The organism is Streptomyces sp. NPDC046716 (assembly GCF_040645755.1).
GTDB lineage: Bacteria > Actinomycetota > Actinomycetes > Streptomycetales > Streptomycetaceae > Streptomyces.
In genome coordinates, this window is sequence record NZ_JBEYYU010000077.1 from 17,264 (window position 1) to 37,405 (window position 20,142).

Genomic DNA, 20,142 nt, shown 5'->3' on the forward strand with positions numbered 1-20,142 from the left:
GGCGCGGCCGAGGAGCCCTGCCCTGATTGACAACCTCAGCGCGTCAATCGGGGCGACCTTGGTGTTGGCCCCGTCTCCCTACGCGATGCAAAGCTGAGGTCCCTCAGTTCGGGTGGCACATGTGAGAGGCGGTATCTGTGAGCGTCTTCAAGACGAAGAACGGTGCGGTGCGCGGGTTTCGAGCGGACTCGGACGTTGTCGCCGTTCTCGGCATTCCCTACGCCTCTCCGCCGTTCGGTGCCCACCGGTTTCAGGAGCCCATTGCGGTGTCGTCATGGAGCGGAGTGCGAGAGGGCAGGAGATTCGGTCCGATCGCCCCGCAGTCGGCCCGGCTGCCCGGAGCGCCGACGTGGTCTCCGGGCGACGAGGACGTCCTCTCCGTCAACGTGTGGACATCGGCCGGGGACGGTGGCGGACTGCCCGTTCTGCTCTGGATCCACGGCGGTGCCTACACCTTCGGCTCCTCGGCACAGCCCGACTTCGACGGCACCGTGCTCGCCCGCGCCGGGCTGGTCGTGGTCACGTGCAACTACCGCATCGGATTCGAGGGCTTCGGCCATGTCCGGGCAGACAAGGACAACACCTACCCGGACAACCGGGGCCTGCTCGACCAGATAGCCGCCCTGCGCTGGGTGCGCGAGAACATCGCAGCTTTCGGCGGAGACCCCCACAACGTCACCATCGCCGGCCAGTCCTCGGGAGCTGCCTCGGTCGCCTGCCTCATGGTGATGGACCGCGCCCGCGGCCTGTTCCACCGTGCCATCGCACACAGCCCCGCCAGTCCCTGCTACACCCGAGACACAGCTGAGGCGACCACGCGCGAGATCGCCGCTGCAGCGGGCATCCCCGCCACATCCGCAGGCCTCACGGCCGCGACTGCACAGGCCCTGGTCACCGCCACTGACCAAGTGGTCGACCGTTACCGGCGCGACCCCTCCTCCGGCTCCCGCCACTACGACCCCTCGCTGTATGCACCTGTCCTCGACGGCGACATCCTCCCCACCGACCCCCTCAAAGGCCTGGCAGCCGGGGCCGGCCGCGACGTGGATCTGCTGGTCTGCCACACCACGGAGGAGTACTGGCTGCTCGACGCCGTAGGAAGCAGCGCGAAGATCACCAGCGACGAGCAGCTCGCTCGCTTTGCCGCCGACTTCCACCTGCCCGATGGCCTGGTGAACGGCTACCGCGCCGCGATGCCCCAAGCATCGGTGCTCGACGTCTACCTCGCCATCTACAGCGACCTGCTGTTCGGCGAATACGCCAACCGGCTCACCGAATGCCACGCTCAGGCAGGCGGCCGGGCGTTCTTGTCCCGCTTCGACCGTCGGCGCTTTGGCGCACAGGGATTGGTGCGTGCCTGGCACTGCGCTGACATGCCGTTCGCCTTCGGCAACCTGGACGATGAGCGCCTGGCCTTCCTCATCGGCGGCGCGCCCACCCCTGCGGACCAGGAGCTGGCAGCCCGCATGGTGCGCTGCTGGGCCGATTTCGCAGCGACCGGGACGCCCGGCTGGCCACCGGTCGATGGCACCGCCGACGAGGGGAATGTGAAGGTATGGACTTCCGACGGCCCCACCGGCACCGACGACCGTACCGCGCCCCTTAGGGAGCTTTGGGCGAAGACGGACTTTCCCCTCCTTCGTCCGTGAGGTGATGAGCGTTGCTGCGGTCTGCCGTCTGCGGTCTGCGGCGAATGCCGGGGCCGAGCACCTACGGCAGTCACTGTCGACCTCCTGCGCGACCGGTACCGGGAAAGGATCTGCTGCCCGACGCTCATCGCCGCGGCCACTCTCGACCACACCGTTCACCAGGTCGGTCACGAGAGCGGATGCGCCGGGTGACACCGGTCGATCGCTGGGACTCACCCGCACCTGATGCGCAAAGCAGCAAGTGTGCGCCGACCGAGAGCCTGAGCGGCGAGCTGTTGCGGGCACCGGTGGCGCTGAGTTCTGGCTGCTGCTGCCCGCAGGAATTCGGCAGCAGCACAATCTTCGGTTGCCTGTTGAGGGGGAGATCGGTTTCAAATGCGTCATTGCCGGAACCGGACGTACCCAACAACTGAGGTCCCGGCACGAAACCGACCTGCTCGGGCCGCTCGGGTTTCACGGCATCGCGTCAAGCGCACCTGGCGCCGGCAGCAGGGCGCGGTGGCTGGCAGGGGCGGGAGGCGACAGAAGACTGTCCGTTTCCGGGTCGTGCTCAGCCACCGGCCAGCGGGGCCACTCGCAGAACTGTGGGCACCTGTGCCTCACTGCCGGTAGTCGTCCGCAGGGCGCCCACGCCTGCCAGCCGTGAGGCGAGACGTATCGTCTTGTCATCGTGGTGATGACGGCGTATGGTCCTGCACATGGGTTCCCTGTGAGTTCTCCGGCGCCGACCGCGTAGAGCAGTGCTCCGCCGTCGCCGCGCCCTGCCGCGCACTCGACCGTCGATATGCGCCTCATCGGCCCCAGGGGGGAGGCCGTGTTGAAGCACGAAGTGCGATTCATTCCGGTGCAGGTCAGGTGCCGGACAGCTGGCGGGCGCGTGTTCTCCAGCCAGGTCGTCCCGTCCTGGATCAATCCTGCATTGGCAGTGTCGTTCAAGAGCACGATCGTATTTACGGCAGGCGCTTTCGTGCAGGTGAACCGGCGAGCATCGGCAAGTCCGGCCCGTGGACTGGGCGAGCGCTGAACGGCGGGGCTTCGCGACCAGATGACGAGACCGCAGTCCTGCTACTCGGGCACTGGATAGGGACGCTGGAGCTCACGAGTGGCGGGGCAGGGGATGCACACCAACTCGCCTGTCTAACCCTGAGCTACCGCCTGTTTCCCTTCGGAGGATCCGCACCCAACTCAGAATGCCCGACGGCATCTGCGCCATCGCGTGGCGCAGATCAGCTCTGCTGTGGCTGTTGAGGTACTGCCTGCTCGCAGCGAGCGGCCCGCCGAGCATCCGCACCCCACTGTCAGAGACGGGTCCCTTGGTGGGTTTGCTGGTGAGGGCAACAGGCGAGTGGTCTCCGCAAGGGAGCCGCAGCGGTCACGCAACGTAATCATCTGAGGTGCCGGAAGCGCCGTTTGTTCGTAGGGTCGAGGGGCAGGCGAAGTGTGTGCTTGGGACCACAGGCGCGCTTCCGGGAGCAAGAGCTCGCCCTGATGAGGGTGCCGGCCGGCTCCTGGTCATCCTTGCTGACCGCAGCGATGAGGGAGCGAACCTTCATGTCCACTCGACACCTCCACCACGACGCCCCCGACACCGACCGGGTCTTCCTCCGTCTGATCGACACGGTCGAGGGGCGCGAGCGCGATCTGCTCATCGAGGAGCTGGTGGAGTCCTGGCTGCCCATGGCGCATCGGCTGGCGACCCGGTTCCGTAACAAGGGCGAGAGCCTGGACGATTTGAAACAGGTGGCGGCGATCGGGCTGGTGAAGGCCGTCGAGCGCTTCGAGCCGGAACGCGGCGCGTTCGAGTCGTATGCGGTGCCCACCATCACTGGCGAGCTGCGAAGGCACTTTCGCGATTACACCTGGGACGTCCGCGTTCCGCGTCGTGTGCAGGACCTGCGCAACAGGGTCCGAACTGCTCGCCGTGAACTGCAGGAGCAGCCCGGTCATCGCGAAGAACCTGGCCTCGAGGACATAGCCGCCCAGGCCGGTCTGAGTACGGACGAGGTGCGCGACGGCATGGAGGCGCTGGACAGCTACAGCAGTCTGTCCTTGGATGCCGAACTCGGCGGCGAGAGCGGCACGTTCAGTCTGGCCGACACCCTCGCTGATGCCGAGCCCGGCTATGACCTGATCGCCGACCGGGAAGCCGCCAGGGAAGGCCTGCGCCGACTCCCCGAGCGAGAGCGCGAGATCCTCTACCTGCGCTACTTCGAGGACATGACCCAGGCCCGCATCGCGAAGAAGATCGGCTGTTCCCAGATGCACGTCTCCCGCCTCATCACCCGCAGCTGCGCACAGGTCCGGGCACATGCAGACGAGGGCGTGAGGGAGCAGCCTCAGGCCGCCTGAGGCCACGACCATCGGCCGCGGGGCGGCCCGCAAGGGAACGATCTCCTGGTGGGCCGCGGAGATCGCTCTGCCGATGCTCCCGTGGTAGCGCGGGGCAGTTGCTGGGTCGTGGCGCGCTGACCACGACGAACGCCGTGACGCCTACAAGTCCGTCGTGGCCGCGCTGATCCTGTCCGGGATCGAACCGGTGTGGGTGGAGCCACGCTGGGACGAGGAACGACACCTGGCCCACCAGCCCTCTTCCGAGGACTTCGCCCAGGCCTTCGCCACCCACCCCGACGCCCGCGGCGCTCTGGTCACCAGCCCCACGCCCTACGGCAGCTGCGCCGACCTGCGCGCCATCGCCGACATCTGCCACCGCAGGAGACGCCCGCTGATCGTGGACGAGGCATGGGGCGCACACCTGCCCTTCCACGACGACTTGCCCACGTGGGCCATGGACGCGGGCGCCGACGTCTGCGTCACCAGCATCCACAAGATAGGCAGCGGCCTGGAACAAGGGTCGGTGTTCCACCTCCAGGGCGACCTCGTCCAGGCGGCCGTTTTGAAGAATCGCGCCGACCTCATGGGCACCACCAGCCCGTCCATCCTCATTTACGCGGCACTCGATGGGTGGCGCCGTCAGATGGGCCCTGCACGGGGACGCTTTGGTGGGCCAGGCCCTGAGGACAGCGATGCGGCTGCGCGAAGACATCGAGACGATCGAGGGGATGCACGTCAACGACGCCGCGGACCTCTGCGGGCCCGGCCTGGGCGACGATCTGGACCCGCTCCCGGTGGTCGTCGACCTGGCGGACGCGCGCCTCACGGGATACCGCTTCGCGGACTGGCTGCGCGACCGCCACTGTCTCAACGTGCACCTCGCCGACCACCGTCGTATCAACGTGCAGATCACGCACGCCGACGACGCCACCACCACACAGCCCCTGCTCGACGCGCTGCGTGACGTCGCCTCTGCCGCCCGTGCCTGGCCTGAGGCACCGCAGGTGAAGGTGCCCTCGCCGGCCGAGTTGAGGATGGGGCAGGCGTGCCTGCCCCGGGACGCCTTCTTCGCTGACACTGAGGACGTTCCCGTCGCGACGGCCGCCGGCCGGGTGGCCGCCGAAATGGTGCGTAGCCGCCCGGTATTCCGGTCGTCCTGCCCGGCGAAGAGCTCACCGCGTCAGTGCTGGACCACCTGAGCAGCGGCGTGGACGCCGGAATGAACCTGCCGGACGCCGCGGACCCTGACTTCGGCACGATCCGCGTGGTCCGATAACCCCTGACCGAGGGCCGACTCCGGGGAAAGAGCACTACCGGTCGTCCTCCTGGGCGTCGAGGTTCCGGCGTGCCCGCAGGCAACGGATCATCTCCTCGGTATAGGGAAGCATGACGCACACCCCCACCCCGGCGGCGACGACGGTCAGATACCGGGCCGACAACGGGGCGCTTCTTGGGCTCTGGCTTCCAGCTGTCGCCGCGGCGCCCGCCTCGTACGGCTTCACGGACCTGGTCCCAGTGCAGACAGGTGGTGAACGCGGCCGCGGCCAGCGGCAGAATCTCCAGGAAGCTGTGGATGTGCTGTTTCACCGGGTGCACCTCGCGCTGACCGGTGGCCAGGGACGCGTCCCACAGTGCTGTGGCCCCATGAGCCAGCGCGGCACCACCCATGAGCGTGAGCATCAGCGGATTGATCTTGGCCGTCAGTCCCGCGACGACGGGCATGCCGACCTCGGTCATCGTGAGCGCGTGCACAGCGGACTCGTTGACACCGCTCGTGTGCTCGATGCCGGAGCGCCGGTGCCTGATCCAGTCGGCGACGGCCGGGACGAACCACAGAGGCAGAACGCCGGAGAGCAGGAACCGACGGGAGGCGCTCTCCGCGTCGTCCCTGCCCTGGGGCTCACGGAGAGAGGGCGTCGCACGCCAGCGCTGCCAGCGGCCCAGCGCAGGGCGACGGTGGCTGCGAAATGGTCAGGAGCGGCGTGGGGGCTTGTGCTCCTGGGCTTCTTCGTTCGGTGTGAGCGCGTCGCCCGCTTCGCCGTCATCGGAGTCCCGTTCGGCGCCCTCGTGAGTCGTCTCCGCCTTCTCGAACTCCTGGAGAACTTCGTCGACCGCGGTGTCGGGATGGCTGCCGTCGCCCCCCTGACCGCGGTGTGTCTGCTGGCGCTGGTCGTCGTTCATGCGCGCTCGCCTTTCTCGTTGGTCCTGCGTGGCGCCGGTGTGCGGCTGGCCCAGGCCGCGACGAGCCGTGGTCAACATGCTCCGCATCCGGTGCCTGGGGGCGGAGCTTCTGAGTTTCCGGCCCGCGGTCTCTACACCGGGGTGAACCTCCCAAACGGGGAGACCCAGAACGGAAACCGCACCGGAGGGCCCCCTGTTGCAGGGGCCGACGGTCACCGTCTGCGACAAATGTACTTTTCGTGTTATTTCAGGCTTTGAGGGTACCCGGGAGCGTCATCGCTCACTCAGCAGCCGAGCAAGAGATTTCTGGAGAGCGGCAGATCATGACGCGATACGGATACTTCCTGGCGAGCGAGGAGTTCACTCCCGCCGAACTGCTGGATCAGGCCCGCGCCGCGGAACAGGCGGGCTTCAGCGCCCTCGCCATCTCCGACCACTACCACCCCTGGACGGGGGAGCAGGGCCAGAGCCCGTTCGTCTGGTCGATGATCGGCGCGCTAGCCCAGGTGACGTCCCTGCCCGTGACGACGTTCGTCACCTGCCCCACAATGCGTATGCATCCGGCGGTCAACGCGCAGGCCGTCGCCACGTCCGGAGTGCTGACCGGTAACCGTTTCCGCTTCGGAGTGGGAAGCGGCGAAGCCCTCAACGAACACATCCTGGGCACCGCGTGGCCGGCCGTCGACGTCCGCCTGGACATGCTGGAGGAAGCGGTCCACATCGTCCGGGCCCTGCAGAGCGGCGACGAGGTCACCCACCGCGGCCGCCACTACACGGTCGAGAACGCCCGCCTCTACACGGTCCCCGACGAGCCGGTTCCGATCTATGTCTCCGGGTTCGGGCCCAAGGCCGCGGCCCTGGCTGGCCGGATCGGCGACGGATTCGTCACGATGACTCCGGACGCGGACCTGGTGGGGCAGTTCCGACGCTCCGGAGGGGGCCAAAAACCCGTTCTCGGCGGCCTGAAGGTGTGCTGGGGCACGGACCGCGACGAAGCGGTCAAGACGGCTCATCGTCGGTGGCCGACCCAGTTCCTGCCGGGAGAGCTCGGCCAGGTGCTGCCGGATCCCGCCCACTTCGAACAGGCGTCGACGCTCGTCACCGAGGAAATGGTCGCCGACGGCATGGTCTGCGGAGACGACGTGGACGAGCACCTGCGGGCATCGACCGCCTACGCCGACACCGGATTCGACGAGGTGTACGTGGGCCAGATCGGCCCCGACCAGCAGGGATTTTTCGACTTCTACCGAAGCAACGTCCTGCCGCGGCTGAACGGAGAGTAACCCCGCCACCGACATCGTCCGCAGCACCGCTGACCCACGACCCACACAAGAAGGAAACCGTCATGCGCGCCCTGTCCTTGGTCTGTACCCTCAACGCCTCACCCGCTCCTTCCAGCAGCCAGCTGCTGTCGGAGCAGATCTCCGCTGAACTCGACAAGCTCGGCGTGACCACCGAGACCATCCGGGTCGCCGACCATGACGTCCGACCCGGAATCGGCACGGACATGGGCGACGGCGACGACTGGCCCGCCCTGCGCGAAAAGGTGCTCGAAGCCGACATTCTCCTTCTCGCCACCCCCATCTGGCTGGGCCACCCCTCCAGCATCTGCCAGCGGGTCCTGGAACGACTGAACGCCGACTCCTCCGAGACCGATGAGGAAGGCCGCCCCCTTCTGTACGGCAAGGTCGCCGCTGTCGCCGTGGTGGGGAACGAGGACGGCGCGCACAAAGTCAGCGCGGATGTCTTCCAGGCACTGAACGACGTGGGCTTCTCCCTCGCGCCCGGCGCCGTCACCTACTGGGTCGGAGAGGCCCAACAGGGCACCGACTACCAGGATCTCGACGAGACACCCGAGGCCGTAGCGGACACGACCCGCACGCTCGCCCTCAACACCGCTCATCTCGCGAAGCGCTTGCGAGAACACCCCTACCCGGCCGGATGAGTCGGCCGGAGCTACGCTCGCCCAGACCCCCGCCTCGCCACAGAAGGGCACTCCCATGACCGACCGACGACTCGACAACCGCCGCGTCCTTACCCTCGTCACCAACTATGGCGTCGAGCAGGACGAACTGCTGATACCGCTCAAGGAGTTGCGCAAGGACGGAGTCGACGTCACCATCGCCGCCGTCAGCACCGACTCCGTGCAGACCCTGCAGGGGGACAAGGATCCCGGCGAGACCGTTGACCCGGACATCGCCCTCGAGGCATTGGGCGCCGCTCCCCATGATCTGCTGCTCCTCCCCGGCGGCACGCTCAACGCCGACCAGCTGCGTCTGGAGCCGGCCGCCATCGATACGGTGAGAGCATTCGCGGCGAGTAGCCGCCCCATCGCTGCCATCTGCCACGGCCCATGGGCGCTCGTCGAGGCAGACGTGCTGCGGGGCAAGACCCTCACCTCGTATCCGTCCCTGCGCACCGACATCACCAACGCCGGCGCCAAGGCATGGGTGGACGAGCCGGTCGTCGTGGACGAGGAGGGCGGATACCCGCTGATCACTTCCCGCACGCCGAAGGACCTGGCCGATTTCGTGGCGGCGACCCGCGAACTGCTCGCCCGGGCCTGACAACGCGGCCGCAGCGACTCACAGCGCATCGCACCGGGCCCATGCCCGCCTCCGCCGGGAGTGGACCAGCGCGCTCTCACTTTCATGCCTCGGGCAGCAGGTCGGCGGCCAGTCGGTCTTCGAGGAAGCCGGTGACGCTCACGCTGAAGGACACGTCGGCGTCGAGGGAAGGCGCGCATGGAGCGGGCCTTGCCCTCCATCGCTGGGCATGACCTCCTCGGCCTTTATGCGTTCGCCGGCGAAGGGCGTTCGCCAGCCTCGAAACCCACGATGTCTGCCGCGGCAGTCTCTTCCTGCCCTTGAGTGTGATGCAGCTTGGGTGTGGTACTCGCTGCCTGCTGGTGTGTAGGCGGAAGAAGGGTGAGCGTTCATGAGGGCAGCGCAGAGCAGCGGAGAGGAATCCGTCGGCGAACTTCATCAGGAAGCCGCTCTGGTCAAGTCCGGTGCGATCGTGCTCGATTGCTCCGACCCGGATGGTCTTGCTGAATTTTACCGCCAGCTCCTGGGCGCCGACGAGTGCCCAGGTGCTACCAGCAATCGCACGGACATCCAGTCACCGGGCGGTCTGCGTATCGCCTTCCGCCGTGACCTCAATGCCACGCCGCCCAGTTGGCCGCGCCCTGAGGACTCCCTGCAGGCACATCTCGACTTTCTGGTCGAGGAGCGCGACATCGATGCTGTGGAGCGGCGGATCGTGGCGCTGGGCGGCACCCCCGTCGACGCCTCGGATCGCGGCGACCAGGGCGCAGTTCGCCAGTTCGCAGACCCTGCGGGCCATTCCTTCACCGTGCGCTCGTCCGTACGCCAGGCTCCTAAAACAGACTGAACTCCACGACCTGGCAACGTCTTTCCGTTACAGCTTTTCAACGACGTTACTCGCGACGGCTCACTGCGGACACCCGCCATTACGCTGCCGACCTCCTCAGCGAAGCTGCCAGGATTCATCGTGTCAGCGTGGGTGACCGGGAGCGTGACCTGACTGGTGGTCAGTGAGCTGGTCACCAATGAGCTTCTTCGAGTTGGACACTGATCGGGTGATTGCGGCTGAGCGTTTGAGCGTCGAATGGGCGGCTGCAGCGTCCGGTGCCAGCGGCTTGGTGAGCCGGGACAAGGGGCCGCTCGAAGCTTGCCGGCCTGAACGCCAACCCGGCGGCAAGGCCGGTGAGCGACGATCAAGCTGTTGTCAGCCGCTGGTTCTAAGGTCGGCTCTATGACATCAGACCTGGTCCAGGACTCATGGACTCGCATCGACGCGTGGCTGCGCGAGCACGCGCCCCGCACGTTTGCCACGCTTCGGCCGCCCGCAGGCGGCGAGGAGATCGCAGCAGCGCAGCAGGAACTGGGGGTCACCTTTCCTCCGGACCTGGTTGCTTCACTCCTGTGGCACAACGGGGCGCTGGAGGGGCCTGAGGCTTTCCGCTTCAGCACGGGCGACCGGCTGCTCGGAGTGAGCGGAATCCTCGGGGACACCGGGTTCATGCGCGGCATCGATCAGGGCCCCGACGGGGAGACCGAGGACTACTGGCTTCACGATTTCGTGAAGTTCGGTTCTTGCGACGTGATGTCGGACGGTCTTCTGATGGATTGTCGTACCGGGCGGAACTCCTTCGGCGCGATCGGGCGCTTCTTCGACGAGACCGGCACCAGTTTCGGAGAGGCCGACTCGCTGGGTGAGTATCTGGCCGAACTGGCCGGCACGCTTGAGCGCGGCCAAGACGTGGGAGTCGTCACCTTCAACGGCCGGCTGTTCTGGGAGGCGCGTCCGCCTGCCAGGCCGCAGTACAGTGCCGACGAGCCCCTTCCCGCACCGGGTGAGCAGCTGCCAGAACTGGACCTGTCCTTCAGTCCCACCGACCTCCTCCACGTGAGCCACCTGGACGGGCATGAGGAACTCGGTGCGCTGATCGCAGTCCTGCCGTATGAGCAGGTGGTCGACGCCGCGCGGAAGCAACTGCGAAGACTGGCGGTCGAAACGGGCCTTTACAACTACCCGGAGGTCAAGACAGCCCTGGACGCGTGGGAGTGCGGTGTGGCCCCGCCGCAGCCGGACCAGACCGGCCCGCTCGCCTTGCGACTCCGCGCGTTGCTCGCACAGGCCGACACCGGCCGAGACCACACACGCAGGTGGGCCGCGGAGAAAATAGCCCTCGGGATCTGGGGGTCCCCGTACAGGTCCGTGTGCGAGAGCGCGGAGACCCGAAGTCACTTCACACTCGACTGGCGTGCGGACCTGCACGCGGACCTGGGCAATCAGCCCCTGCCACCGATACCTGACGACCGATTCTGGGGGGCGCTGCGCAACCCCGCCATCGACTCCAGTTGGTACGCGGCCCAGTACCACCAAGATCAGGACTGACCCCAGGAGTTTCGGTTCCGCGTGAGCGCTTCATGTGGCGGTTGTCGCCAGACGAAGCGCTCACGAAGGATCTTCAGCGCTGCCGCTCCAGCGTGAGGATGGCCTTCACGATTGACGTCATGCGGTTGGGGCTGCACCGGGACCTGCGGAAGATCCGCCAGGACTTCAGGCTCGCGACACCGCGTTCAACGGGCGCTCGTGCTGCGGCCAGCGCCCGATTGAGGGCTTTCTCGGTGGGAGTGAGTTCCTGGAGTGGCTTGCGTTTGATGCCGGTCGTCAGCCACGGTCCTGCGCCTTGGTAGGCGAGATCGGCCAGGATGGGAACGCCCTGGCGCTCGCAGATCCGGTCAAGGCTTGAGTACGACCTTGGTCCAGCCGTCTTCGTGGTCGTCGAACTTGCGGTACGCATCCGCTCCCTCGGAGAGGGGGAGTTCGTGGGAGACGATGAACGACGGTTCGGCGCGGCCGTGGTGGATGAGGTTGCCCAGGTAGCGGTTGTACTTCTTGACGTTGGCCTGCCCTGTGCCGATGCGCTGCCCCTTGAACCAGAACTGGCCGAAGTCGAAGGGCAGCTTGCCATCCTGCGTGAGCTTCGTCGGGGCGCCCTCGTCCTGGGGCAGGAACACGCCGACGACGCCGATGGCGCCGGTCGCGCGTACCGATGCCACCAGGTCGTTCATCGTCGACTCGGGTGTCTCGTTGCCCTGCGGGTCGTGAGCCTGGTAGCCGACACACTCGCAGCCCTTATCGGCTCCGCCGTCGGTCAGCTCCTTGATCCGCTCGACGTGGTCACCGGCGGAGTCGTCCACCGCTATGGCCCCGGCCTTCTCGGCGAGCCGCAGCCGGTCGGACTGCCGGTCCACCACGATCACCTGGGCCGCCCCGCGCAGCCGCGCCGAGTAGGCGGCCATGAGCCCGACCGGCCCCGCGCCGTACACGACCACCGACTCGCCCGGCGACACGTCGGCCAGCTCCGTGGCGTGGTAGCCGGTGGGGAAGATGTCGGCCAGCATCACGTAGTCGTTCTCGCGCTCCTCGGCGTCCTCGGGGAGCACCAGGCAGTTGAAGTCCGCCCACGGCACCCGAAGGATCTCGGCCTGACCGCCGGAGTAGGTGCCCATCTCGGCGAATCCGTACGCACCGCCCGGGGTGTCGGAGTCGACGGTGAGGCAGAACCCGGTGAAGCCCCGCTCGCAGTTGGCGCAGAATCCGCACCCCACATTGAAGGGCAGGCACACACGGTCACCGACGCGTACCCGGTCCACTCCCGTGCCGACCTCGATGACCTCTCCGAGGTTCTCGTGGCCCAGAATGCGGCCGGGCTCCATCGTGGTGCGGCCCTCGTACATGTGGAGGTCGGACCCGCAGATGTTGGTGGATGTGATCCGTACGAGGACGTCGGTGGGACGCTCGATCTTCGCGTCGGGAACGTCCTTGACCTGCACCTCCCGCGGTCCCTCGTACACGAGTGCCTTCATCGTTCTCACCATCCCTGTCTGTGGCTTCACCCGAGTCACCGGTGCGTGCCGGCAGGACCGGAATATCGCGGTCCGACACCGGGGTACCCACGCCCGTGGTGATGACGCACGGGCGCGTGCCCTCGCGAGTTCCTTGTGCCGGGCACGGCGATGCCGGCCCCGCTGTCACTCGGTACGCAGGGGAGAACCGCTCGCGGTGTCATCGGTGGGCCCCGCTCACGGCACGCCGGCGCCGGTTCCTCCTCGTCCGCCTCCGGTTCCTCGTCGTACCGCTCGTCGGCTTCCTCGTCCTCGTATCGCTCTGACTCGTGCTCGTCGTCCTCGAAGCGCTCCTCGCTGTCGGACTCGTCTGAGTAGTCGTCCTCGTCCTCGAAATCGGCGTCGGCGCTTTCGGGCTCGTCGCTGGGCTCGTCCTCCTCGTAGGCGCCTTCGGCCTCGGACGAGTCGTCCCGTGGACACCGCGTCCGTCGCCGGAGCCAGCAGATGCTGCAGTCCGACACACCGCCCGGATCCCCGAGCCGAGGAGGACATGCGGCAGCGAGGCGGAAGTGTCGCCCGCCGGGGGAGGGGTACCTGGCGACGGGCGCACCGCCCCGGTCACGCGCTGTAGTGCTTGAAGTCGCCGGCCGCACGGGTCCGCACGAGACTCGTCACGTGCCGTGAGTCTTGGAGGAGCGATGGGTGCTCGGAATCGGATCCTCGGCTGGCCGGTCCTCCGCCAGATCACCGGGGCCGACCCGCTGGGGCGGGGCTCGGCCGCGATGTCGCGGCGCAGCGAGACCCTGCGCCCGCGGACGGACACCGCCGACCGGGTCGTGAAGTCGGTCTGCCCCTACTGCGCGGTCGGATGCGGCCAGGAGATCTATGTCAAGGACGACCGGGTCGTCCAGATCGAGGGCGATCCGGACTCCCCGGTGAGCCGGGGACGCCTGTGCCCGAAAGGGTCGGCAACGCTCCAGCTCACCACCGGATCCGCGCGCCGCCACGAGGTCCTCTACCGCCGCCCCTACGCGCGTGACTGGGAGCCGCTCGATCTGGAGACGGCGATGGACATGGTCGCCGACCGCGTGGTCGAGACCCGGCGCCGCACCTGGGAGTGGGAACACGACGGACTCCGCACGGCCCGCACGCTCGGGATCGCCAGCCTCGGCGGCGCGACGCTGGACAACGAGGAGAACTACCTGATCAAGAAGCTGCTGACCGGGCTCGGCGTAGTCCAGGTGGAGAACCAGGCACGGGTCTGTCACAGCTCCACCGTCGCGGGACTCGGCTCCTCCTTCGGACGCGGCGGCGCGACCACGTTCATGCAGGACCTGCAGCACGCCGACTGCATCGTCATCCAGGGCTCGAACTTCGCCGAGGCGCACCCCGTCGGATTCCAGTGGGTGATGGAGGCCAAGGCGCGGGGCGCGCGCATCATCCACGTCGACCCGCGGTTCACCCGCACCAGCGCGCTTGCGGACCTGCACGTCCCCCTCCGCGCGGGCAGCGACATCGCCTTCCTCGGCGGCATCATCAACCACGTCCTGACCGAGGAGAAGGACTTCCGCGAGTACGTGCTCGCGTACACGAACGCGGCGACCTTGGTGAGCAAGGATTTCCAGGACACCGAGGACCTCGGCGGCATCTTCTCCGGCCTGAACGAGGAGCAGCGCCACTACGACCCCGAGAGCTGGCAGTACGAGGGCGAGGAGGTGCAGCAGCCCACCGGCGAGGTCGACGAGCAGTACGAGCGCCGCGTCGGCGAGGACGCCCAGGCCAGGATCAGCGCCGCCGGGGGAGCGGAGACGCAGGGCTCGGGTGGCGCCCAGGCCCACTCCGACCCGGCCAGGGACGAGACCCTTCAGCACCCCCGCTGCGTCTTCCAGATCCTCAAACGGCACTACGCCCGCTACACCCCGGAACTCGTCGAGCAGACCTGCGGCGTACCGCGGGAGACCTTCCTGGAGGTGTGCGACGCGCTGACGTCCAACTCCGGGCGCGAGCGGACCAGCGCCTTCGCCTACGCGGTGGGCTGGACGCAGCACTCCGTGGGGTCGCAGTACATCCGCGCGGCCAGCGTCCTGCAACTGCTGCTCGGAAACATCGGCCGCCCCGGCGGCGGCATCCAGGCACTGCGGGGGCACGCCTCCATCCAGGGGTCCAGTGACATCCCGACCCTGTTCAACCTGCTCCCCGGCTATCTGCCGATGCCGCACGCGCACGCCCACGAGGACCTGGACGCGTTCGTCACGGCCAGTCGGACGGACAAGGGCTTCTGGGGCGAGATGCGCGCCTACTTCGTCAGCCTGCTCAAGGCGTACTACGGCGACGCCGCCACGGCGGACAACGACTTCTGCTTCGACCACCTCCCGCGGCTGACCGGCTCCCACAGCACGTACGACACCGTGCTCGCCCAGCTCGAGGGCACCTGCAAGGGCTACTTCCTGATGGGCGAGAACCCGGCGGTCGGCTCGGCCAACACCCGTCTGCAGCGCAAGGGCATGGCGGAGCTGGAGTGGCTGGTCGTCCGGGACTTCTCCCTGATCGAGTCGGCGACCTGGTGGCAGGACGGCCCGGAGATCGAGACCGGGGAGATGCGCACCGAGGACATCGGCACGGAGGTCTTCTTCTTCCCCGCCGCCGCGCACACGGAGAAGTCCGGCTCGTTCACCAACACCAACCGCTGGCTGCAGTGGCACCACGCGGCGGTCGAGCCGGACGGCGACGCCCGCAGCGACCTGTGGTTCATGTACCACCTGGGCCGGCGCATCAAGGAGCGACTGGCCGCGTCCGAGGACCCCATGGACCGGGCCGTGCAGGATCTGACCTGGGATTATCCGGTGGACGGCCCGCTGCGCGAACCCGTCGCCGCGGCGGTCCTCGCTGAGATCAACGGCCATGGCCCGGACGGGGAACCGCTGTCCGCCTACACCGAGTTGAAGGACGACGGATCGACCCGGTGCGGCTGCTGGATCTACTGCGGTGTATTCGCCGACGGTGTGAACCGGGCGGCCCGCCGCACCCCGCACACGGAACAGGACTGGGTGGCCGCGGACTGGGCCTGGGCGTGGCCGGCGAACCGGCGCATCCTGTACAACCGCGCGTCCGCCGCGCCGGACGGAACGCCCTGGAGCGACCGCAAGTCGTACGTGTGGTGGGACGAGGCCGCCGCGAAGTGGACGGGCCACGACGTCCCCGACTTCGTGCCCGACCGGCGCCCGGACTACGTGCCGCCGGACGGCGCCACCGGGCCCGACGCGCTGCGCGGCGACGACCCGTTCATCATGCAGGCCGACGGCAAGGGCTGGCTGTACGCGCCGGCCGGCCTCGAGGACGGACCGCTCCCGACCCACTACGAGCCGCAGGACTCGCCCTTCGTCAACGCCCTGTATCCCTCGTGGTCGCGCTCGCCCACCCGGCAGCTGCGCCCGCGCGAGGGCAACCGCTACCACCCGAGCGGCGACGAACCAGGCGCCGACGTCTACCCGTACGTCGTCACCACGCACCGCCTGACCGAGCACTTCACCGCGGGTGGAATGAGCCGCTGGTCGTCCTACCTGTCCGAGCTGCAGCCGGAGTTCTTCTGCGAGCTCTCCCCCCAACTCGCCGCGGAGCGCGGGCTCGTGCACGGCGGCTGGGCCACCATCGTCACCGCGCGCAACGCCATCGAGGCGCGGGTGATGGTGACCGAACGGCTGAAGCCGCTGACCGTGCACGGGCGGACGGTGCACCAGATCGGGCTGCCGTTCCACTGGGGACCGAACGGAGTGGCCACCGGCGACGCGGCCAACGAACTGGTCGCCATAGCGCTCGATCCCAACTCCCACATCCAGGAGGACAAGGCGCTCACTGCGGACATCATCGCGGGCAGGCGCCCACGGGGCCCGGACCTGCCGAAGCTGGTCGCCGCGTACCGCCGCAGGGCGGGCATCACCGACGAGACGGGAACGGAGCCGAAGAAGTGACCCGGAATCTGCTCAGCGGCCCAGAACCGGACCCGGCGCGCGACGCGGGCCACGAGGACGCCCCGCCACGGGTGGGGTTCTTCACCGACACGTCCGTCTGCATCGGATGCAAGGCCTGCGAAGTCGCGTGCAAGGAGTGGAACGCGATCCCGGAGGACGGGCTGTCGCTGAGCGGCATGAGCTACGACAACACCCAGGGCCTGGGCAGCTCCACCTGGCGGCACGTGGCGTTCATCGAACAGTCGGCACCCGCCGACGGCCCGCCCTCCCCGGCAGGACGCACCGTCCTGCCCATGGCCGGAACGGAACCGGGCGGGGCGGGGGACGCCCCGGCACAGGACAGCGGTGGCGCCTCCGACATGCGCTGGCTCATGTCGTCCGACGTGTGCAAGCACTGCACGCACGCCGCGTGCCTCGACGTGTGCCCCACGGGGTCGCTCTTCCGCACCGAGTTCGGCACCGTCGTCGTGCAGGAGGATATCTGCAACGGCTGCGGCTACTGCGTGCCCGCATGCCCGTACGGCGTCATCGAGCAACGGCCCTCCGACGGCCGGGCGTTCAAGTGCACCCTCTGCTACGACCGTCTCGGCGCAGGCCAGGAACCGGCCTGCGCGAAGGCCTGCCCGACCGAGTCCATCCAGTTCGGCCCGCTCGACGAGTTGCGTGAGCGGGCCGCCCTGCGCGTCGACCAACTGCACGAGGCGGGGGTGAGCGAGGCGCACCTTTACGGACACGACCCCGAGGACGGCGTCGGCGGCGACGGAGCGTTCTTCCTTCTCCTGGACCGGCCCGAGGTCTACGGGCTGCCCCCGGACCCGGTCGTCACGACCCGGGACCTCCCCGCCATGTGGAAGCACGCGGGCGTTGCGGCACTGTCCCTGGCCGGTGGTCTGGCGATGTCCTTCGCGGTCCCGGCCGTCCTGCGAGGAAAGGCACGGCGATGAGCGCGACAGGATCGCGGCGGCGCGGCCGCAAGGGACGCGGCGAGGAACTCATGGTGCCTCGCGCCGAGTTCGGCTCGTACTACGGCAGGCCGATCATCAAGGCCCCGTCCTGGGCGGCGCGCGACATCGCGGGCTACTTCTTCCTGGGCGGCCTCGCCGGAGCGGGCTCGGTGCTCGCGGCAGGCGCGCACCTCACCGGGCGGCCGACGACGGCCACCGCGCTGAAGGTGTCCTCGCTCGCGTCGGTCGCCCTGTCCGCCGCCGCGCTCGTCAACGACCTCGGTGTGCCGAGCCGCTTCCCGAACATGTTGCGGGTCATCAAGCCGACCTCGCCGATGAGCGTCGGCTCCTGGATCCTCAGCGCCTACGGCCCCGCGGCCGGTGTCGCCGCACTGACCGCCGTCACCGGCCGGCTGCCCCGCACCGGCGCGGCGGCGACGACCGGCGCCGCACTGCTCGGTCCCGCGCTCGCCACCTACACCGGAGTCCTGGCGGCGGACACCGCGGTACCCGCCTGGCACGGCGCCCACCGGCAGCTGCCCTACGTCTTCGCCGCATCGGCCACCGCGGCCGCGTCCGGCATGGCTCTCGTCCTGGGCCCCACGCGGGAGAACACCCCGGCGACCTGTGCCGCGGTGCTGGCCGCCGCGTCCGAGCAGGTCGCGCTCCGGGCGGCCGAGCGCGACCTCGGTATGGTCGCGGAGACCTACCGGTCCGGTCGTGCGGGAACGCTGCTGCGCTGCGCGGAGGGCCTCACCGTCGCGGGCGCGGCGGGCGCGGCTCTTGTCGGTCGCCGCAGCCGCTCGGCGGCCGTTGCGGCGGGATTGGCCCTCCTCGCCGGCTCCGCGTGCACACGGTTCGGCATCTTCGCGGCAGGCATCGCGTCGGCCGAGGATCCCCGGTACACGGTCGGCCCGCAGTACGCGGCGGCAGGCCGCGATCCCGAGGACGATGGTGATCGGCGGTGAGGCGGAGGCCTGCCCGGAGTTGAACCGACCAGGTAGCCGAAGTGCGTGCGTCGCGCCGCCTCTGCCCCTCATCCCTTCCTGGCTGTGACCCGGAATCGGGAGTCGAGTTCCTGGTCGCCGGAGGTCGATCCCTCGTCGTCGACGGTGAAGGCCCGGGCCAGCGCCGCCCGCAGGGTCGTGACATCGTTCGGCGCGCCCTGCGCGGTCACGGAGACGGAGCCGTCGATGGCGCGCGGCCCGGTCTTGGGTGCCGTGCTCGGTCCGTCGGCGAGGGCGTCGAACTCCGCCGTCCAGACGGTGGGGGAGGCGCCGCCGGCCTCGAGCGTGTCCGGAGCGGGGGAGCGGTCCGGGAACTCCGCCGCGAGATGCGACAGCACGGTATGGGCGTCACGGTCGCCGCAGTCGCTGAGGGTCACGGTGACCAGGTGGTTGTCGGGGGCCATGATGATCTCCTTGATTCGTCGGGTCAGAGGGCTGCCCGAAGAGCGGGCAGAAGTTTTTCGCGGGCCCAGGTGAAGAAGGCGTCCTGGTGGTCGCCGCCGATCTGCACGAGTGCGACCTCGGTGAAACCCGCCTCGGCGAAGGGCCGGACGGCTTCGACGAATTCCGGCACGTCGTCGCCGCAGGGGATGGATTTGGCGACGTCCTCGGGCGAGACCAGTTCGGTCGCACCGGCGAAGGACACGGGATGCGGGAGCTCGGCGTTGACCCGCCAGCCACCGGCGAACCAGCGGAACTGCTGGTGGGCGCGGGTGACGGCGGCCGACCGGTCGGGGTCGTAGCAGACGGGCAGCTGGCCCACCCGGGGCTTGCCGCTGCCGCCGGCACGGTCGAAGGCGTCGAGCAGCTCGCCCCGGGGCTCGGTCGCGATGGCCAGGTCGGCGGTGCGCCCGGCGACAGCGCAGGAAGCCGGGCCGGACACGGCGATCCCGATCGGCACAGGGGTGTCCGGCAGGTCCCACAGCCGGGCCCGGTCGACCTCGAAGTGCCGCCCGCGGTGCGTGAGTTCCTCACCCGCGAACAGCGCACGGATGATGCCGACGGACTCCTCGAGCTTCTCCAGCCGCACCGCCGGTGCCGGCCAGCCCCCGCCGACCACGTGCTCGTTGAGGTTCTCACCGGAGCCCAGCCCGAGGCGGAACCGGCCCTGTGAAAGGAGTTGCAGCGTCGCGGCCTTCTGGGCGACCACCGCCGGGTGGTAGCGCGTGGTCGGGCACGTCACGTACGTCATCAACGGAATACGGGACGTGGCCTGCGCGGCGGCGCCGAGGACGGCCCACGCGTACGGAGCGTGCCCCTGCTCGGACAGCCAGGGCGAGAAATGGTCGGAGGTGACCGAGAAGTCGAAGCCCGCGTCCTCGGCGGCGAGCACGTGCCGTAGGAGATCGCGGGGTCCCGCCTGCTCGGTCATCATCGTGTATCCGATGTCCACCACGGTGTCCTCCAGATCGATCGGCTGACGCGCCCTGTCTCGCCCGATGGCGCGGGGCCGCGGCTCCGCGGGTTCCCAGACAAGTGAGGTGCAGTCGTCCGCTTAGCCACCTCGCCCAGCGTGACCCACCAGGCTCCCTTCCGCACCCGTGCGCCGACCGTGGGACATGCGTCGCGTCTCCGGCCGTGGGTACCCGGGGCGCCCTCCGCCACGGACGGTCACCTGGCGGGACGCCGCACGGTGTGAGCCCCTGGTGGAGAACCCTCCGCCCGACGAGAGGAGCGCGTCA

General features: G+C 68.8%; 16 protein-coding genes and 2 pseudogenes. 11 read left to right on the forward strand and 7 right to left on the reverse strand.

Annotated elements, in window-relative coordinates:
- The first annotated feature begins 137 nt into the window (after positions 1–137).
- From ABZ930_RS36510 to ABZ930_RS36520, 3 genes and pseudogenes are all read left to right on the forward strand, one after another.
- Positions 138–1,649, forward strand: a complete 1,512-nt coding sequence (locus ABZ930_RS36510; RefSeq protein ID WP_361558131.1) for a carboxylesterase family protein — start codon at positions 138–140, stop codon at positions 1,647–1,649.
- A 1,551-nt stretch (positions 1,650–3,200) separates the two neighbouring features.
- The gene (locus ABZ930_RS36515; protein ID WP_361558134.1) at positions 3,201–3,998 is read left to right on the forward strand and encodes a SigB/SigF/SigG family RNA polymerase sigma factor; all 798 of its coding nucleotides are present in this window, start codon (positions 3,201–3,203) and stop codon (positions 3,996–3,998) included.
- Between the two features lie 133 nt (positions 3,999–4,131).
- Positions 4,132–5,256, forward strand: a pseudogene (locus ABZ930_RS36520) (ornithine decarboxylase); the annotation flags it as partial.
- A 34-nt stretch (positions 5,257–5,290) separates the two neighbouring features.
- On the opposite strand, the gene ABZ930_RS36525 reads toward ABZ930_RS36520, so the two are convergent.
- A complete protein-coding gene (locus ABZ930_RS36525; RefSeq protein ID WP_361558137.1) occupies positions 5,291–5,419 on the reverse strand; it encodes a hypothetical protein in 129 nt (42 codons plus the stop codon).
- Between the two features lie 532 nt (positions 5,420–5,951).
- A complete protein-coding gene (locus ABZ930_RS36530) occupies positions 5,952–6,161 on the reverse strand; it encodes a hypothetical protein (protein ID WP_361558139.1) in 210 nt (69 codons plus the stop codon).
- A 323-nt stretch (positions 6,162–6,484) separates the two neighbouring features.
- On the opposite strand from ABZ930_RS36530, the gene ABZ930_RS36535 reads away from it, so the two are divergent.
- The 5 genes from ABZ930_RS36535 to ABZ930_RS36555 all read left to right on the forward strand — a co-directional run bounded on the left by ABZ930_RS36535 (position 6,485) and on the right by ABZ930_RS36555 (position 11,084).
- Positions 6,485–7,444 (forward strand): TIGR03557 family F420-dependent LLM class oxidoreductase, encoded by a 960-nt coding sequence (locus tag ABZ930_RS36535; protein WP_361558142.1) that lies wholly within the window; start codon positions 6,485–6,487, stop codon positions 7,442–7,444.
- 62 nt (positions 7,445–7,506) lie between these two features.
- Entirely contained in the window at positions 7,507–8,106 is a 600-nt protein-coding gene (locus ABZ930_RS36540; RefSeq protein WP_361558144.1) for a flavodoxin family protein, read from the forward strand.
- A 55-nt stretch (positions 8,107–8,161) separates the two neighbouring features.
- Complete coding sequence (locus ABZ930_RS36545) at positions 8,162–8,728, forward strand: type 1 glutamine amidotransferase domain-containing protein (protein ID WP_361558147.1); 567 nt, start codon at positions 8,162–8,164, stop codon at positions 8,726–8,728.
- Between the two features lie 370 nt (positions 8,729–9,098).
- The gene (locus ABZ930_RS36550; protein ID WP_361558150.1) at positions 9,099–9,554 is read left to right on the forward strand and encodes a VOC family protein; all 456 of its coding nucleotides are present in this window, start codon (positions 9,099–9,101) and stop codon (positions 9,552–9,554) included.
- Positions 9,555–9,938: 384 nt separating this feature from the next.
- Positions 9,939–11,084 (forward strand): SMI1/KNR4 family protein, encoded by a 1,146-nt coding sequence (locus ABZ930_RS36555; protein WP_361558152.1) that lies wholly within the window; start codon positions 9,939–9,941, stop codon positions 11,082–11,084.
- 73 nt (positions 11,085–11,157) lie between these two features.
- Here ABZ930_RS36555 and ABZ930_RS36560 read toward each other — a convergent pair.
- The 3 genes and pseudogenes from ABZ930_RS36560 to ABZ930_RS36570 all read right to left on the reverse strand — a co-directional run.
- Positions 11,158–11,430: pseudogene (locus tag ABZ930_RS36560) on the reverse strand (transposase family protein); the annotation flags it as partial.
- A gap of 1 nt (position 11,431) precedes the next feature.
- On the reverse strand, positions 11,432–12,562 hold the full coding sequence (locus tag ABZ930_RS36565) for a glutathione-independent formaldehyde dehydrogenase (protein WP_361558155.1): 1,131 nt from the start codon (positions 12,560–12,562) through the stop codon (positions 11,432–11,434).
- A 35-nt stretch (positions 12,563–12,597) separates the two neighbouring features.
- The gene (locus ABZ930_RS36570) at positions 12,598–13,062 is read right to left on the reverse strand and encodes a hypothetical protein (RefSeq protein ID WP_361558158.1); all 465 of its coding nucleotides are present in this window, start codon (positions 13,060–13,062) and stop codon (positions 12,598–12,600) included.
- Between the two features lie 177 nt (positions 13,063–13,239).
- On the opposite strand from ABZ930_RS36570, the gene fdh reads away from it, so the two are divergent.
- From fdh to nrfD, 3 genes are read left to right on the forward strand one after another with little or no spacing between them, the layout of a single operon-like run.
- Complete coding sequence (gene fdh / locus ABZ930_RS36575; RefSeq protein WP_361558161.1) at positions 13,240–16,509, forward strand: formate dehydrogenase; 3,270 nt, start codon at positions 13,240–13,242, stop codon at positions 16,507–16,509.
- Positions 16,506–17,453: a 4Fe-4S dicluster domain-containing protein gene (locus ABZ930_RS36580; RefSeq protein WP_361558164.1), complete on the forward strand. Its 948-nt coding sequence runs from the start codon at positions 16,506–16,508 to the stop codon at positions 17,451–17,453. Before fdh ends, ABZ930_RS36580 begins: the two co-directional genes overlap by 4 nt.
- Positions 17,450–18,421 (forward strand): NrfD/PsrC family molybdoenzyme membrane anchor subunit, encoded by a 972-nt coding sequence (gene nrfD / locus ABZ930_RS36585; RefSeq protein ID WP_361558167.1) that lies wholly within the window; start codon positions 17,450–17,452, stop codon positions 18,419–18,421. Before ABZ930_RS36580 ends, nrfD begins: the two co-directional genes overlap by 4 nt.
- Before the next feature lie 68 nt (positions 18,422–18,489).
- Here nrfD and ABZ930_RS36590 read toward each other — a convergent pair whose 3' ends face one another.
- Both ABZ930_RS36590 and ABZ930_RS36595 read right to left on the reverse strand, forming a co-directional pair.
- The gene (locus tag ABZ930_RS36590) at positions 18,490–18,864 is read right to left on the reverse strand and encodes a hypothetical protein (RefSeq protein ID WP_361558170.1); all 375 of its coding nucleotides are present in this window, start codon (positions 18,862–18,864) and stop codon (positions 18,490–18,492) included.
- 23 nt (positions 18,865–18,887) lie between these two features.
- Complete coding sequence (locus ABZ930_RS36595; RefSeq protein WP_361558172.1) at positions 18,888–19,856, reverse strand: LLM class F420-dependent oxidoreductase; 969 nt, start codon at positions 19,854–19,856, stop codon at positions 18,888–18,890.
- Positions 19,857–20,142: the final 286 nt, after the last annotated feature.